Genomic DNA, 12,935 nt, shown 5'->3' with positions numbered 1-12,935 from the left:
GGGCGTTCTATATCTACATTAGGCTGTAATAGCCCAGACACCTCTCTCAACAGGCTTAAACATGGATGGATTTTGATTGAGCACTTGTCGTACCTTCTCTTTCCAGCTATCGTTTTCTGCTAGTTTTTGAGGTGCGTTCTTTGCAACGGCCTCGTACAACCGACTTAAGTCTGACTGGCCGCCCAGGCCAGATAATGTGGATTTCACAATATTTTTCCAGGTCCCAGAAAGTCTTGAGTATTGCTGTCTTGCCAAATTAGTCAACAGCACCAATGTTGGCGCATCTTTTTTCTTCCATAAAAGAATGTACTCATGGAGAATAAATGGCAGCTTCATGGATCCATATGATTTGGAGTCGCTTTGGCAGTTATGCTGAGCTTTAATTAAAACCGCAGCCAACTCTTCTTTTGGCATTCTAGCGATGCACTCAGCTTGATAGCTAACATACTCGCCTTTATGCCTCCAGTCGCCAATAATGGTTCCGTAATACTGGCCCGCTTTAGTCGCATTGCGCTGGTTCAAAAGAACCAGTTGAAGTTTTTCATGAAAATCTTCATCACTAACACAGCGAGACAAATCTGCAGGATTAGCCTCACCCCAAACGTTGCCGGAGTAAACAATCATTCCGCCATACGGAGGATGTGACACCACCAAATCAGCCTCTTTACCAACTTTTTCCAGAATCGAATCATTGGCAGCATTAAAGCCTTGGTGCAAATCTAGCCCATAGGCCTCAATATTCATTTCTTGAGCCACTTCGACCGATGTTCCCGATCCAACCATGGGGTCAACGAATACTTTAGGCTGCAGGCGAGTAAATAGCTCTTTGTAAACGTGGCCACTGCAATTGCCACGCCAACCAGATTTACCCCACTTACCCCTATCTTTAAAAGACAAAATTGACATTTTGAAATTTCCTTATGATGCCCGCTAACGAGCTGTTAATAAGGCTTTCGAAGCTTTCTTATGCACCCAAAGAGGGTGAATAAGAAAACCCCGAAGGGTTCCCCTGTTACTTAATATGCTCTTTGAACTCCCTGTTTAGAAGTTCGTCAGCATTAAATTCATTTAACGCTGCTTGAGCAAAATCCTGAGCCTCTAACTCCCTAATTCTGCTAATTATTTCATTGACATCTTGAGTGAATGCATCGGGGCTGTAGTTGTAAGGGCAATATCTGGCTAATGTAGTTGCATTAAAGCCAGCAAGTTCGACATTCAAGCAAACCGATTCAGCAGGAGTTGCCTCATTAAACTCGGAATCGTACAGAGTAAATTCAAGGGTGGCTTTAATATTTCCCTCAGTATCAGCAATATCAGCTTTTAATGACCACTCCTCGTCGCCACTTTCATACGTCTTCCCAAAAGAAAAGCCTTTATCAGCGAGACCATGCTTCATCTCAGTTTTGATCTCGGTCATTTTCTTTCTCATGACAGGGGCAATTTGCTTCCAATATTTCTTATAGGTTTTTAAGTCCATATTTATCCTTCATCCCTCGTATGAGGTAGTTTTTAAAGGATCGAGCGTCGAAGCTTTCCATTGAGCCCAATAAATGGCTCAATGGAAAACCCCGAAGGGTTCTCCGTAATTTAACGATAAATTACTTTTTTCTGATTCAGCGGTACACATAACTCAGCCGCTCGAATTGCTATGCCATGAATGATGCTTGAAGCTTTTTCAATCCGAATGGACCGCACTCTTGTTGGATACCAAGGCGAACCAGTATCAAGGCAAAACATGCCCCCGTAAGAGGTTGGCTCCGCTTCGATTTCAATGATTTTATGGTTGTGAAACACAACGCCAAAATCATTTACCAATGTCACTTGATCGCCAACACGAAATAGAGAAATACGCATCTCCGCAAGTTTGCCTTGCAAGTATTTGATCAATTTCATCGCCAGCCTCACATCAGCAACTGGTAATTTTTGAGGATCTCCTGCACCTCGGAAGATTGTTTGCTAACGGAATCCCGCTTATATGCCTCCATAAACTGAATCGGAGTCAAATAATTTAGATTGTTGGCGAGGTGATCTTGCACCACTCCTGCTCCACTATTAATTAGGCGGGTAAGCTTGTCATGGGCGCGTTTTTGTTCGTTTGCGAAAAGCTGTGAAATCTTATCATGCAAGTCAAGAATGGCTTTTCTTTCTTTTTCCGCTTCAGTCATAATTCCCTTTCAATGCCTTGATATAGGCGGTTAATAAGGATGCAGGCTTTATCTGATCCACCCATAAGGCAGATGAGATAAAACCCGCTTTCGCGGGCCTTATCAATACTTCAAATTACAAACGCATTGGGCTCAAAACTTCTACAAAGTTTGGGTCCTCTGGGTCATAAATAGCGATCGAAGAAAGCAGATCCCCATACTTGACTTGCACGTTTGCCTTAATACCAGAGATGGCATCAAGAAGGTAATCGGCATTAAAGCCCGAATCAAATTGACCGCCCTTGCCTTTAACCAACGCAATGCTGTTGGTATATAGAGGCTCATTTTCATCCGCTTCTCCAGAGGAAACAACAATTGCAGACCCTTCTTCAAGGGTAATGCGAACGGATGGGTCCTTTTGCGCAACGGTTTTAACGCGATCAAGATCCAGCGCCAAGCTAGCGCCATCAATGATGAAGTTATCCTGATGCTTTGGAATGACACGCTTGTAGTCCGGAAACGCGCCTTCAATAGCCATTACTTGACAAACCAAATCAGGGCTTTCAAACGTAAACGCTGAAGAACCTAGATGCAGCTTGAAGGTTTCGCTCGTAATATTGCGCATTACAAAGCCTACGGCATCAATTGGCAAAATAAAATTACCTTCCTGGCTAATGCCTTCAGTTGGTAGGTTGTACTTTGAAAGCCGATGACCATCAGTCGCAACAAAATTTATCGCGCCATCAGCTAAGTCCAGATTAACGCCATTAAGGTAATAGCGAATATCTTTAACGGCTGCAGCATGCGCCACACGACTTAAGCCTTTGATGAAATCAGCGGTTTTGAATTCAATTGGGCTGTCCACCATGAAATCTCGATTAATTGAAGCGAGCTCAACAGTTGAAATAGGCAATCTAAAAACTGACAAACCAGCTTTAACGACAAGCTTATTTCCAACCAGGCTCAAATCAACAATGTCATCAACGAGTGATCCAACGGCATGAAAAAGCATACCGCAACTAACGCCAGTCAATGGTAAATCATCAGACTCAACCTTTACTCGAGCGCTTGAATAATTAACGCCATTGGTGGAGCGCAACACTAATACACCTTTTGACGCAAACAAATTCACGATTCCCGCAGGATTAATTGTGGAGTTGCGTGCGATGGCCGCCAACATGCCAAGGGCGTTGACCAGCAGTTTTGTTTTTACTTTCATGAAATTTCCTTTAAAAATGCTCTAAGAGCGAGTTAAATGTCATGCCAAATTGGCAAAACAAAAGGATTGCTTTCTTATAAGGGCGCCGCCCCCATAAGAAAACCTTCCGGCTTTAATTTCAATGCTTTAGATAACGTTCGATACTTTGAGAACGCCAATGATTGATGAGCCCATGTAAAACAGGTTCATGATCAATAAAGGGACGACACGTCGGTAAATGGCTGAAACAATCCAGCTAAGATTAGCGACCAAAAACAAGGCCCACCCAAGCGCCTCCAACTCATGGCCAGTGCCAGAGGTTGCTAGGCAGTAAGAGCCAGCAATACCGGAAATAGCACCCAGCATCTCAATGATGTCCAGGAAAGACTTTTCTTGAATTTTCTTCATACGCGCTTTCATGCCGAAAGGACGGCTTATTAGTAAGCGTGGTATTGGCGCGAATGTGCAACCGCGTGCTAAAAGGAGTCGATCTTGAAACCTTCCGTTTACACCCGCGCCAATTGAGAAATTATCGAATGGCTGATGTAGTCTAGTGAATTAAGTGCTCGTTAATTTTTAGAGTATTAGAAACTGAAATCAAAGCGTCGCTCGTTATTCTTTTTACATGGAAGATAAAGCCAAAACCACATCAGCAGAGCCACTAATTCTTCTTAGGCGATCCGATGTTGAGCGGATGACGAGCCTATCCAAGACCAGTATCTACAATCTGATAAATGACGGGGAATTTCCAGCTCCAATCCGACTGCTGGATAACAAAGTTGCATGGGTTCAGACTGAGATCCAAGAATGGATTATTGAAAAAATTTATAAAAGAGATTGCCGCAGCAAGATTTAGTTACCCCGAATCCCTTCAATCTCCCAATCTTCAATTTGCTTGGCCCAGGCATCCATTAGGGCGCGTCTCTCGTCAAAATACTGATATTTGTTATAGGCACCCCGAACTTTATCGCCATCAACGTGAGATAACTGCAATTCAATTGCATCTTTTGTCCAGTTACCCTCTTTAACCTTTGAGTTTCCCCAGGTCGAAAATAGTGTCCTAAATCCATGCCCCGTTTGACGACCCTTGTAGCCAATCTTCTCAATAACCTCTAGCACTGTATTTTCGCTAATGGTTGCATTAGGGTTACGATCGCCATAAAAAACATACTTGGCATTTTTTCGTGGATCGCTACCAAGTAATGCATCCCGCTCAGCCCTTAGAACACTCAAAAGCCGAATCACCTTATCCGACAAGGGTACTATATGCTCCAGTCGATTTTTCATCTCGGCGGCCGGAATAATCCACTCTTTGCGGTCAAAGTTAATTTGATTGAGCTGCATTTGGCGCAACTCTTTCGTCCTTACCCCCGTTAACAACAGCATTTGGGTGGCAATCTTAGTTCTAACCGCTGACCTAGTTAACTGGTTTAATAGCCATAGAAATTTTGGCATTTCCCAAATATCGATTGCAGCCATGGATTTTCTTCTTCGCGGTGGCGGCAAAGACTGTTTAATGCCAACTATATCGATCCGATCAAGGTTAATCTTATCTTTTAACTCCTGCCGTCCGTTATAAGAAACCAGTATTGCCTTGAGATACATCAAGATATCTCTAGCGGTTCCATGTGCACCCCTAGCTAGAGCTCCATCGACAATTACCAGCACCTGCTTCTTGGTCACACTTCCAATGGGGGTCTCGCCGAACCCTTTTCCAAGGGTATCTTCATAGCCATTGCACATCTCACTTATAAACTGCCCCACCGCGTGATAGTGAACCTTAGACCAAGTTCCCTTATGGGAAAGCAAATAATCTTTAGCGGCTTCCTTAAAAATTTTTGTTCGCCGGACCGGCTTCACTCCATCATGCCCACCCGCGAACTTTACCCTAGAAGCCACCCGATTCGCCTCAGCCTTTGCATTTGCCTCTTTCAGGGACATATCCGGATACCTACCTAAAGTCATTAGGCGTTGCTGACCATTTTGCCTGACCGATTGACGCCAAGATTTAACTCCTAACGGAGAAACGTCAAGCCAAAATCCCCGCCCCAATAATATTTTGTAAGTTTTATCTTGTGGGCGGGCTTTTTTAACTTCCAACTCAGTCACTACGGGAGGTTGCGCCATATTTGTTATAAAAGTGTGGAAAATTGGATTCTACCCCTCTTTTATAACAACTTTTATAACAAAACATACGTTGCTTGGCATATCTCGCTCGGAACCGCAATGGAACGCTAGGGCTACAAAAAACCCGTTAAATCAAGGACTTAACGGGTTAATTTGGTGTTATTTGGGACTGCTGCGAACCGCAAAAAACTAGTCGTTGGTGGAGATAAGCGGGATCGAACCGCTGACCTCTTGCATGCCATGCAAGCGCTCTCCCAGCTGAGCTATACCCCCGAAATCTCGCAATAAAACTACAAGACACTCAAAACAATCCAAGATTTTATCCTATTTTTGTGCAGATGCGCAAATTCCTTACTGGATTACCTTAGAGAGCCTCTTTACAGCCTCTTCCTTACCCAAAACTACCAATACAGAATCAATGGCTGGAGTCTGTGTAGTGGCAAATAATGCATACCTAACGGGCATTGCTAAAGCCGGCATTTTAATTTGATATTTTGCAAGCACTTGCTTAAAAACAGCAGCGTAAGCCTCTTTAGTAGGCTCAGCCTCAGAGATTCCATCAGTTAAATCCTTTAATGCAGGAATGATGGCTTCAGTAATATTTTCTTTAATTTTTTCTGCACTTAAATTGGGGGCGGGCAAATAAAATAGCTTAGCCCCTTCAGCAATTTCAATCAAAGTATTGGCGCGATCTTTTAGTAAACCAACTACCTGCACAAAGTCTGGGCCTGATTCGGTATCAATACCAAGTTGATGTGCGAAAGGTTTGGTTGCTATCGCCAATTTAACTGGGTCTGCGTTCTGTATGTATTGGTGATTTAGCCAAAGCAACTTTTCTGGATTGTGTTGCGCTGGTGAGCGCCCTAAATTTTCTAGGTCAAACCAATCAACAAATTGTTCTTTGGTAAATATTTCAGCATCACCATGAGACCATCCAAGGCGTGCCAGATAATTGAGGATGGCCTCAGGTAAATATCCTGCTTTTTGATAATCGCGCACACTCATCGCCCCGTTGCGCTTGCTCATCTTTTCGCCAGAATCATTTAATACTGTAGGCAAATGGGCATATACAGGCGGCGTACCACCGAGTGCCTTCATGATGTTGATTTGCCTAGGCGTGTTGTTCACGTGATCATCACCCCGAATGACATGGGTAATATTCATATCCATGTCATCTATCACTACGCAGAAGTTATAGGTAGGCGTTCCATCTGGTCTGGCAATCACCAGATCATCAAGCTCATCATTGCTAATTTCTATTTGACCTTTAACAGCATCATTCCAAATGACAGACCCACCAATTGGATTCTTAAAGCGAATGACTGGATTCACACCCACTGGAATGGGGGGCAATAACTTTCCTGGTTCCGGCCTCCATAAGCCGTTATAGCGTGGCTTTTCTTTATTGGCCATTTGTTGATCACGTAGCTGATTAAGCTCTTCCTCGCTCATGTAGCAGTGATATGCCAATCCGGCGTCTAGCATTTGTTTTACGACCTCACGATATCTATCAATGCGTTGCATTTGATAGATTGGGCCTTCGTCCAAATCAAGGCCAAGCCATGCCATTCCCTCGATGATGACGTCGACCGCCTCTTGGGTAGAGCGTTCTAAATCGGTATCCTCAATTCTGAGAATAAAGTCGCCTTTATTATGGCGAGCAAATGCCCAAGGATAGAGAGCGCTGCGAAGGTTTCCCAGATGAATAAAGCCCGTGGGACTAGGGGCGAATCGTGTACGAATATGCATAAACAACATTATCTCAGGTCGGGAATGATGGGACTAAATCTGAAAAAAAGTGGATACTTTGAGGTATGAATGAATTACTAGTCTTTATGTGTGATGGCGCCCCTGTTCGCGGCGAGATTGTGTCAATTGGCAGCGCTTGGCAGGCTGTTTTAGAGCGTCGAAATGACCCCCCTGCCATACGACGCATTCTGGGTGACTTTGTAGGAGCAGCCACCCTGTTAAGTGCTAGCCTTAAATTTGATGGAACTTTGATTATTCAGGCCCAAAGCAAGGGCCCAATTCAACTGCTCGTGGTGGAATGTAAATCGGATTTATCGATGCGTGCGACCGTTAAGCTCTCGGTTGACCCTTCAGATATTGCGCTTGATGCATCCCTAGCAGACCTTTTAGACGTGAGCTCAAGCGGAAGATTGGTCATTACTCTAGATCCAGCAGACCGCGAACCAGGTCAGGCACCCTATCAAGGCATCGTTGCCCTTCAGGACCATCAAGGATCGGTAATAAAGCCTGTTACCAGCGCTGCTGAAGCAATAGCGCTATACATGCAAAATTCTGAGCAATTAGATACACGCATATGGCTCGCCTCAAGTGACACCCATGTTGGCGGCTTATTGTTGCAACGCTTGCCAAATTCAGGTGGCCATGCCCATTTAGACCCTGAAATTGCAGCTGAGGGTTGGTCTCGCATTCAAACACTTGGTGAAACAATTACCAACGAAGAATTACTTACCCTCCCCCCAGAAACCATCTTAAGGCGACTCTTTTTGGAGGAGTCCACTGAGAATGGCGTGAGGAGTTTCCCCGCCAGACCCATTCGCTTTGCATGTCGTTGTTCTCGCACTAAGGTCGCTGATATTTTACGAATGCTCGGCGAGGAAGAGGTTCAAAACATTCTTGCAGAACAAGGTGCTGTAGAGACTGTTTGTGATTTCTGCGCAAAGCCCTACCGCTTTGATGCAGTTGATTGCTTGCAAGTGTTTAAGACTGATTTGTTAAGTGATGCTACAAGACCGCCATCTAGCGGTCATTAGACAATCATTGCTTTGTAGCTTGTGCATCGGATGATTTATCCGCTGGCAAGATTTGCACAAAAAACTCGCCCTCTTTGATTAAGCCATGCTCGACACGAGCTCGCTCTTCTATTGCTCGAGTACCATCCTTGAGGTCTTTTACATCACCAGATAACTTGGCATTACGCAGAGCCAAGAGACTATTTTTAGCCTCTTGAAGCTCAACTTGTCGCTCCATCTCATACACCTTTAACCATCCACCCTTCCCCAGCCAAAGGGGGTACTGGATTGCTATTAGCAAAACCAGCATGGAGTAGATGACTATCCGCATACGTTATCAATAAACCAGAACTATCTCAAACAGAACGCTTGAGGTTATAAAAAACAGACTTTCCTGGGTAGGTAGCAACATCGCCTAAATCCTCTTCAATGCGCAAGAGTTGGTTGTATTTAGCAATTCGGTCAGAGCGAGATAAAGAACCAGTTTTGATTTGACCCGCGTTGGTACCAACGGCAATATCAGCAATAGTGCTATCTTCTGTTTCGCCTGAGCGATGTGAGATCACCGCAGTGTAATTTGCACGTTTAGCCATCTCAATAGCGGCAAAAGTTTCTGTTAAGGTGCCAATTTGGTTAATCTTAATCAGAATTGAGTTAGCAATTCCCTTATCAATTCCTTCTTGAAGGATGCGGGTATTGGTAACAAATAAATCATCGCCAACTAACTGAATATTCTGACCAAGTTTTTTAGTGATATCAGCCCAGCCATCCCAATCACCTTCATGCATGCCATCTTCAATTGAAACGATTGGGAACTGATCGGCTAAATTACCAAGGTAATCAGAAAATTCACTTGAGCTTAGTTGCAGGCCTTCGCCTGATAAGTGATATTTGCCGTCTTTGTAGAACTCGCTAGCTGCACAATCCAAGGCCAGCACTACGTCTTCACCAGCCTGATAGCCAGCGCCTTCAATGGCCTTCATGATGGTCTGCAAGCACTCGTGATTACTCTTGAAGTTTGGGGCAAAGCCACCCTCATCACCAACAGTAGTTGGCATACCTTGAGAACCCAAAATTTTCTTCAATTCATGGAAAATTTCAGCGCCACAACGTAATGCATCGCGGAAGTTTTCTGCGCCTACAGGCATCACCATGAACTCTTGTATGTCTAAGCTGTTATTAGCGTGCGCACCACCATTTACGATATTCATCATTGGCACTGGTAGCTGCATGCCGCCTGAGCCTCCAAAGTAACGATATAAAGGCAAACCAGCTTCTTCAGCAGCTGCTCTAGCTACCGCCATAGATACGGCCAAAGTCGCATTGGCACCCAAGCGCGCTTTATTGTGTGTTCCATCTAATTCAATCAGAGTGCGATCTAAAAAGGCTTGTTCGCTAGCATCCAATCCCAAAATGGATTCTGCGATTTCAATGTTGATGTTTTGAACAGCCTTTAGAACACCTTTACCAAGATAACGTGCTTTATCACCATCACGCAACTCAATCGCCTCGCGCGATCCTGTAGATGCTCCAGAAGGTACTGCAGCACGACCCATAACACCTGACTCAAGTAAAACATCGCACTCAACTGTTGGGTTGCCGCGTGAATCTAGAATTTCTCTACCGATGATGTCAACAATGGCACTCATGCACCTTCTCCTTAAAACAATATGAAATGGGTTTAACTGGTTTTCTTAAAGCAACTTGAAACTATCTTCTAAAAATGAACCAGTCGACTTAACAACGCTATCTATGGCAACCAATGACTCAAGCAGTTCCTTCATACGATCTAAAGGAACAGCATTAGGGCCATCAGATAAAGCTTTTGCTGGGTCTGGATGGGTTTCCATAAAGAGGCCGCTGATTCCTACTGCTACAGCAGCCCGAGCTAAAACGGGGACGAATTCACGTTGACCGCCACTGGAGTTACCTTGTCCGCCTGGCAGCTGAACAGAATGGGTCGCATCAAAAACGACTGGGGCTTTTGACTCACGCAAAATTGCCAAGCTGCGCATGTCCGAAACTAAGTTGTTATAGCCAAATGATGCGCCGCGTTCACAAACCATAAATTGATCGGCGAGATTATTTTCGGCAGCGGCTGCACGTGCTTTATCAATCACGTTAAGCATTTCATGCGGAGAAAGAAACTGGCCTTTTTTAAAGTTCACAGGCTTACCACTTTGCGCACAGGCTCGAATGAAATCAGTCTGTCTGCATAAAAATGCTGGGGTCTGCAATACATCCACGACGCTAGCGACGGCAGTGATTTCACTGATATCGTGAACGTCGGTCAATACCGGAACATCAACTTGCTTTTTGACTTTAGCCAAAATCTCTAAGCCTTTATCCATTCCAAGACCGCGAAAAGAGGTACCTGAAGAACGATTGGCTTTATCAAATGAAGACTTGTAGATAAATGGAATCTTTAAAGCAGAAGTAATTTCTTTTAACTGGCCAGCGATATCAATAGCAGACTGCTCTGATTCAATAACACAAGGGCCTGCAATCAAGAAGAACCGTTGATCTAAACCAACATCAAAACCACATAATTTAAATGTGCTCATGCTCTTCCTTTATGCAGCCCGCTTCTCAGCAGCATGTTGATGCTCAAGTGCAGCGCTAATAAACGCGGAGAACAAGGGATGGCCATCACGTGGTGTTGAAGTGAACTCCGGGTGAAATTGCACACCAAAGAACCAAGGATGAATTGAAGCCGGTAACTCCATCATTTCTGGCAACTCTTCATTAGGAGTTCTGGCAGAGATAATTAAGCCGGATTGCTCTAGTTGTGGCACGTAAGTGTTGTTAACTTCATAACGATGACGATGACGCTCATTTACTTCAGCGCCATAGATGCGGTGAGCCAATGTACCCGCCTTAACCGGACAACGTTGAGAGCCAAGGCGCATTGTTCCACCTAAATCGGAATCATTTGTACGTTTTTCAACGTTGCCTTCTCTGTCGAGCCACTCAGTAATGAGCGCCACAACAGGTTGCTCAGACTGCGGATCAAATTCAGTGCTATTTGCTTTTGTAAGATTGGCTACATGACGCGCAAATTCAATTACAGCCAATTGCATACCCAAACAAATTCCTAAATAAGGAACGTTGTTCTCGCGAGCATAGCGAATGGCGGCAATCTTGCCTTCTGTTCCGCGCTTACCAAAGCCACCAGGAACCAAAATAGCATCTAAGTTTTGCAAACAATCTACGCCATCTTTTTCAATGACTTCGGAGTCAATGTAATTAATATTGACGCGTGTGTGCGTATGAATGCCAGCGTGACGCAATGCCTCAATAAGTGACTTGTAGGACTCGGTTAACTCAACATACTTCCCGACCATACCGATGGTCACTTCATGTTGTGGGTTTGCCATTTCATAAACTAAATTAGCCCATACAGATAAATCTGCTGGTTTAGCTTTAAGGTCTAGTTCACGACAAATTAAATCGTCCATGCCCTGTGCATGAAGCATCTCAGGAATCTTGTAGATTGTGTCCACATCCCATACAGAAATAACTGCTTCTTCACGGACATTTGAGAAAAGAGAAATCTTCGCTCTCTCATCTTCTGGAATGGGGCGGTCAGCACGGCAAAGTAATACGGTTGGCATGATGCCAATCTCGCGAAGCTTTTGCACTGAATGTTGAGTAGGCTTTGTTTTTAACTCGCCAGCGCTATTGATATAGGGTACGAGAGTCAAATGAACAAAGGCACAATCATGCATTGGCAAGCGCAGACTCATCTGTCTTGCAGCCTCTAGAAACGGGAGTGATTCGATATCACCAACTGTGCCGCCGATTTCGCAAATGGCAACATCAGCTTTACCATCATGACTCGCTTTAGCGCCACGCTCTACAAAAGCCTGGATCTCGTTAGTGATATGTGGAATAACTTGAACTGTTTTGCCAAGATATTCGCCACGACGTTCTTTACTAATCACTGACTCGTAAATCTGGCCAGTAGTGAAGTTATTGCTTTTACGCATTTTCGCCGAAACGAAGCGCTCATAGTGACCTAAGTCCAAATCAGTTTCTGCGCCATCTTCGGTAACAAAAACCTCACCGTGCTGGAGCGGACTCATGGTGCCCGGGTCAACGTTGATATAAGGGTCTAATTTTAGGAGGGTGACTTTCAGGCCGCGGGATTCGAGAATCGCGGCAAGCGAGGCAGCTGCGATTCCTTTCCCTAAAGAAGAAACCACACCACCAGTGACAAAAACGTATTTGGTCATCGCTTAAGCTCTGTTGGAAAAAGTAATTATAACGACAGAGGAACATAGGCTATTAAATTCAAATTCGGTAATATGACAAGAACCTCCATTCATCTGAGCTAATTTAGACCATATGCGCCTTATATTTGCAGTGCTCCTCACCCTTCTATCCCTCTTCTATTTCCTACCTTTTGCGATCGCTTTTAACAAGAAAAGAGCTAATTCCGGGGCTATATTTGCCCTAAATCTCTTTTTGGGCTGGTCCCTTATTGGCTGGGTAGTCGCCTTAGTGTGGGCAATGAAGGATGAGCAAACCTTGTAAGTGGCCAGGTTTGGCTGCGCCTGATGTACAAATCATGTGCTGAATTGCGTAAAAACCCTAATATTTCCATTAATAGCCCATTTTTGAGCCAAATTAGGGCTTTAAACTCTTATATAAGACTTAAATAAGCAACTATAATTTCATCAATCGGGAGAAAATACCCTTTTGGCC

Annotated in this window: 15 protein-coding genes and 1 tRNA gene; 3 read left to right on the top strand and 13 right to left on the bottom strand. The window is 44.3% G+C overall.

Features of this window, described 5'->3' with window-relative positions:
- Nucleotides 1–18 precede the first annotated feature (18 nt).
- The 6 genes from ICN48_RS06170 to ICN48_RS06145 all read right to left on the bottom strand — a co-directional run bounded on the left by ICN48_RS06170 (nt 19) and on the right by ICN48_RS06145 (nt 3,750).
- Nucleotides 19–906, bottom strand: coding sequence for a hypothetical protein (locus ICN48_RS06170; RefSeq protein WP_216152822.1), 888 nt, complete (start codon nt 904–906; stop codon nt 19–21).
- A 106-nt stretch (nt 907–1,012) separates the two neighbouring features.
- On the bottom strand, nt 1,013–1,477 hold the full coding sequence (locus ICN48_RS06165; RefSeq protein WP_216152821.1) for a hypothetical protein: 465 nt from the start codon (nt 1,475–1,477) through the stop codon (nt 1,013–1,015).
- A gap of 110 nt (nt 1,478–1,587) precedes the next feature.
- On the bottom strand, nt 1,588–1,893 hold the full coding sequence (locus ICN48_RS06160) for a hypothetical protein (protein WP_216152820.1): 306 nt from the start codon (nt 1,891–1,893) through the stop codon (nt 1,588–1,590).
- An 8-nt stretch (nt 1,894–1,901) separates the two neighbouring features.
- The gene (locus tag ICN48_RS06155) at nt 1,902–2,165 is read right to left on the bottom strand and encodes a hypothetical protein (protein ID WP_216152819.1); all 264 of its coding nucleotides are present in this window, start codon (nt 2,163–2,165) and stop codon (nt 1,902–1,904) included.
- A 115-nt stretch (nt 2,166–2,280) separates the two neighbouring features.
- Nucleotides 2,281–3,363 carry a DNA polymerase III subunit beta gene (dnaN, locus tag ICN48_RS06150; RefSeq protein WP_216152818.1) on the bottom strand — a complete coding sequence of 361 codons (1,083 nt, stop codon included), beginning with the start codon at nt 3,361–3,363 and terminating at the stop codon, nt 2,281–2,283.
- A gap of 126 nt (nt 3,364–3,489) precedes the next feature.
- Nucleotides 3,490–3,750: a hypothetical protein gene (locus ICN48_RS06145; protein WP_216152817.1), complete on the bottom strand. Its 261-nt coding sequence runs from the start codon at nt 3,748–3,750 to the stop codon at nt 3,490–3,492.
- A 217-nt stretch (nt 3,751–3,967) separates the two neighbouring features.
- Here ICN48_RS06145 and ICN48_RS14070 point away from each other — a divergent pair, with 217 nt between their 5' ends.
- Nucleotides 3,968–4,198, top strand: coding sequence for an AlpA family phage regulatory protein (locus tag ICN48_RS14070; RefSeq protein WP_216152816.1), 231 nt, complete (start codon nt 3,968–3,970; stop codon nt 4,196–4,198).
- On the opposite strand, the gene ICN48_RS06135 is transcribed toward ICN48_RS14070, so the two are convergent.
- From ICN48_RS06135 to gltX, 3 genes are all read right to left on the bottom strand, one after another.
- Complete coding sequence (locus ICN48_RS06135) at nt 4,195–5,469, bottom strand: site-specific integrase (RefSeq protein WP_216152815.1); 1,275 nt, start codon at nt 5,467–5,469, stop codon at nt 4,195–4,197. The genes ICN48_RS14070 and ICN48_RS06135 overlap by 4 nt on opposite strands.
- Before the next feature lie 197 nt (nt 5,470–5,666).
- Nucleotides 5,667–5,742 (bottom strand) — tRNA-Ala (locus ICN48_RS06130).
- A 78-nt stretch (nt 5,743–5,820) separates the two neighbouring features.
- Nucleotides 5,821–7,227 (bottom strand): glutamate--tRNA ligase, encoded by a 1,407-nt coding sequence (gltX, locus tag ICN48_RS06125; RefSeq protein WP_370624160.1) that lies wholly within the window; start codon nt 7,225–7,227, stop codon nt 5,821–5,823.
- Between the two features lie 56 nt (nt 7,228–7,283).
- Between gltX and ICN48_RS06120 the strand changes: the two genes are divergently transcribed.
- The gene (locus ICN48_RS06120; RefSeq protein WP_216152814.1) at nt 7,284–8,249 is read left to right on the top strand and encodes an Hsp33 family molecular chaperone HslO; all 966 of its coding nucleotides are present in this window, start codon (nt 7,284–7,286) and stop codon (nt 8,247–8,249) included.
- Nucleotides 8,250–8,253: 4 nt separating this feature from the next.
- Here the strand turns inward: ICN48_RS06120 and ftsB are convergent, their stop codons facing one another.
- Genes ftsB through ICN48_RS06100 form a run of 4 tightly spaced genes read right to left on the bottom strand, consistent with a single transcriptional unit; the run spans nt 8,254 to nt 12,463 of the window.
- Entirely contained in the window at nt 8,254–8,559 is a 306-nt protein-coding gene (gene ftsB / locus ICN48_RS06115) for a cell division protein FtsB (protein WP_216152813.1), read from the bottom strand.
- Nucleotides 8,560–8,584: 25 nt separating this feature from the next.
- Complete coding sequence (eno, locus tag ICN48_RS06110; RefSeq protein WP_216152812.1) at nt 8,585–9,877, bottom strand: phosphopyruvate hydratase; 1,293 nt, start codon at nt 9,875–9,877, stop codon at nt 8,585–8,587.
- Between the two features lie 45 nt (nt 9,878–9,922).
- Nucleotides 9,923–10,792, bottom strand: a complete 870-nt coding sequence (gene kdsA / locus ICN48_RS06105; protein ID WP_216152811.1) for a 3-deoxy-8-phosphooctulonate synthase — start codon at nt 10,790–10,792, stop codon at nt 9,923–9,925.
- A gap of 9 nt (nt 10,793–10,801) precedes the next feature.
- Nucleotides 10,802–12,463, bottom strand: a complete 1,662-nt coding sequence (locus tag ICN48_RS06100) for a CTP synthase (protein ID WP_216152810.1) — start codon at nt 12,461–12,463, stop codon at nt 10,802–10,804.
- Between the two features lie 112 nt (nt 12,464–12,575).
- Between ICN48_RS06100 and ICN48_RS06095 the strand changes: the two genes are divergently transcribed.
- Entirely contained in the window at nt 12,576–12,764 is a 189-nt protein-coding gene (locus tag ICN48_RS06095) for a superinfection immunity protein (RefSeq protein ID WP_216152809.1), read from the top strand.
- Nucleotides 12,765–12,935 lie beyond the last annotated feature (171 nt).

The organism is Polynucleobacter sp. JS-Safj-400b-B2 (genome assembly GCF_018881975.1).
GTDB lineage: Bacteria > Pseudomonadota > Gammaproteobacteria > Burkholderiales > Burkholderiaceae > Polynucleobacter.
This window is presented reverse-complemented; position numbering and strand designations above follow the sequence as displayed.

What these genes read in the sequence shown, in the direction of transcription:
- ICN48_RS06170 (WP_216152822.1), bottom strand. Translation starts at nt 906, where the DNA reads ATGTCAATTTTGTCTTTTAAAGATAGGGGTAAGTGGGGTAAATCTGGT.
- ICN48_RS06165 (WP_216152821.1), bottom strand. Translation starts at nt 1,477, where the DNA reads ATGGACTTAAAAACCTATAAGAAATATTGGAAGCAAATTGCCCCTGTC.
- ICN48_RS06160 (WP_216152820.1), bottom strand. Translation starts at nt 1,893, where the DNA reads ATGAAATTGATCAAATACTTGCAAGGCAAACTTGCGGAGATGCGTATT.
- ICN48_RS06155 (WP_216152819.1), bottom strand. Translation starts at nt 2,165, where the DNA reads ATGACTGAAGCGGAAAAAGAAAGAAAAGCCATTCTTGACTTGCATGAT.
- dnaN (WP_216152818.1), bottom strand. Translation starts at nt 3,363, where the DNA reads ATGAAAGTAAAAACAAAACTGCTGGTCAACGCCCTTGGCATGTTGGCG.
- ICN48_RS06145 (WP_216152817.1), bottom strand. Translation starts at nt 3,750, where the DNA reads ATGAAGAAAATTCAAGAAAAGTCTTTCCTGGACATCATTGAGATGCTG.
- ICN48_RS14070 (WP_216152816.1), top strand. Translation starts at nt 3,968, where the DNA reads ATGGAAGATAAAGCCAAAACCACATCAGCAGAGCCACTAATTCTTCTT.
- ICN48_RS06135 (WP_216152815.1), bottom strand. Translation starts at nt 5,469, where the DNA reads ATGGCGCAACCTCCCGTAGTGACTGAGTTGGAAGTTAAAAAAGCCCGC.
- gltX (WP_370624160.1), bottom strand. Translation starts at nt 7,227, where the DNA reads ATGTTGTTTATGCATATTCGTACACGATTCGCCCCTAGTCCCACGGGC.
- ICN48_RS06120 (WP_216152814.1), top strand. Translation starts at nt 7,284, where the DNA reads ATGAATGAATTACTAGTCTTTATGTGTGATGGCGCCCCTGTTCGCGGC.
- ftsB (WP_216152813.1), bottom strand. Translation starts at nt 8,559, where the DNA reads ATGCGGATAGTCATCTACTCCATGCTGGTTTTGCTAATAGCAATCCAG.
- eno (WP_216152812.1), bottom strand. Translation starts at nt 9,877, where the DNA reads ATGAGTGCCATTGTTGACATCATCGGTAGAGAAATTCTAGATTCACGC.
- kdsA (WP_216152811.1), bottom strand. Translation starts at nt 10,792, where the DNA reads ATGAGCACATTTAAATTATGTGGTTTTGATGTTGGTTTAGATCAACGG.
- ICN48_RS06100 (WP_216152810.1), bottom strand. Translation starts at nt 12,463, where the DNA reads ATGACCAAATACGTTTTTGTCACTGGTGGTGTGGTTTCTTCTTTAGGG.
- ICN48_RS06095 (WP_216152809.1), top strand. Translation starts at nt 12,576, where the DNA reads ATGCGCCTTATATTTGCAGTGCTCCTCACCCTTCTATCCCTCTTCTAT.